2 protein-coding genes are annotated in these 1,980 nt (G+C 67.8%); both read right to left on the reverse strand.

What is annotated here, in order from left to right:
* On the reverse strand, positions 1-407 hold a 407-nt coding region (locus AC1DOC_RS31425), incomplete at its 3' end, for an EamA family transporter (RefSeq protein WP_478131308.1).
* Between the two features lie 21 nt (positions 408-428).
* On the reverse strand, positions 429-1,980 hold a 1,552-nt coding region (locus AC1DOC_RS31430; RefSeq protein WP_478131309.1), incomplete at its 5' end, for a gamma-glutamyltransferase family protein.

Raw genomic sequence — 1,980 nt, forward strand, 5'->3', positions numbered from 1 at the left:
GGGTTGAGATAGAGAATGAGCCGCTCGAAGCTGGCCGGGTTGAGATAGAGAATGAGCCGCTCGAAGCTGGCCGAGATGTAGGCGAGCCCCGCAAAGTCGAGAAAGCTCGCCAGGTAGTAGCCCGAGAAGCCGAGCCCGGCCACGCCGAACCAGTCGCGCAAGGTGAGCGCGGGCTTGCCGCGGCCGGCCCACCACGCCATCACCGCGAACAGCGGCAGCGCGAACAGCATGCGCAGCATGATCAGCGTGATCGCATCCACGCCGTAGCGGTAGGCCAGCTTGACGATGATGGCCTTGCCGCTGAACGCGACCGCGCCGAGCGAGGCGAGGATGAGGCCGGGCGCAAGGCTCCTTGCGCCGCTGGCTGAAGAAGAGGGAATGCCGGTCTGTACGGCGGACTTGGTCATTCCCCGATCATCGCGTAGCCGTCAAAAGCCTGCCGCCAGGCCATCGCGGCGCGGATCGCTGGCGGCCACGTAGCCTTCGACCGACGGATCGCCCGCGCGCCAGATGAACTGGCCGGCGCCGAAGTCCTGGTAGGAGTCGTCGATCACGTCCAGGTGGTGGCCGAACTCGCGCAGGCCCTGCACCGTGGCCGGGTTCATTGCGGCCTCGACGTTGATCTCGAGCCCCGCATTGAAGCGCCAGCGCGGCGCGTCGCATGCGGCCTGCGGGTTCTGCCTGTAGTCGAGCATGCGCACCAGCGTCTGCATGTGGCCTTGCGGCTGCATGTTGCCGCCCATCACGCCGAAGCTCATCACCGGCTGGCCGTCCTTGGTGAGGAAGGCCGGGATGATGGTGTGGAACGGCCGCTTGCCCGGCGCCACGACATTCGGGCTCTCGGCCTTGAGGCTGAAGCCATGGCCGCGGTTCTGCAGGCTGATGCCGAACTCGGGCTCCACGCAGCCCGAGCCGAAGCCCATGTAGTTGCTCTGGATGAAGCTCACCATCATGCCGCTCTCGTCGGCCGCCGTGAGGTAGATGGTGCCGCCCTTGACGGGGTTGCCGGCCTTGAAGTCCTGTGCCTTTTTCACGTCGATGAGTCTCGCACGCGATGCGAGGTAGGAGTCATCGAGCATTTGCGCGGGTGTCACCGTCATCGACGATGGCTCCGACACATAGCGGTAGACGTCGGCGAAGGCGAGCTTCATCGCCTCGATCTGCAGGTGCTGCGAAGCGACCGAGTCGACCGGCAGCGAGGCGATGTCGAACTTTTCCAAGATGCCGAGCGCGATCAGCGCCGCAATGCCCTGCCCGTTGGGCGGAATCTCGTGCAGCGTGTGGCCGCGGTAGTCGCGCGAGATCGGCTTGACCCATTCGGGCTGGTAGGCCGAGAGGTCGGCCACCGTGAGCGAGCCGCCCTGCTCCTTCGAGAACCTGGCAAGCGCCTCGGCAATCTCGCCGCTGTAGTAGGCCTCGCCCTTGGTGCGGGCAATGGCCTTGAGCGCGCGCGCGGCGGCCGTGAAGCGGAACAGCTCGCCCACTTCGGGTGCGCGGCCCCAGGGCATGAAGGTCTGCGCGAAGCCCGCCACCGATGCCAGCACCGGCGTGGCCGCGGCCCACTTCTGCTGCACCACCGGCGGCACCAGGTAGCCGCGCTCGGCGATGTCGATGGCCGGTGCCAGCAGGTCGGCGAAAGGCAGCTTGCCGAAGCGCTCGCTGAGCGCCACCCAGCCGCGCACCGCGCCCGGCACGGTGACCGAATCAATGCCGCGCATCGGCGGCGTGGCGGCGTCGGCGCCGTACTTGGCCTTGAAGTAGTCGGGCGTCCAGGCCTTGGGCGCGGGGCCCGAGGCGTTGAGGCCGTGCAGTTCCTTGCCGTCCCACAGGATGCAGAAGGCGTCGCTGCCCAGGCCGTTGCTCACGGGCTCGACCAGCGTCATCACGGCCGCGGTGGCAATGGCCGCATCGACGGCATTGCCGCCCTGCTGCAGCATGCGCAGCCCCGCCTGCGAGGCGAGCGGGTGCGAGGTCGACACC

The organism is Variovorax sp. 01T439_2, from assembly GCF_056398445.1.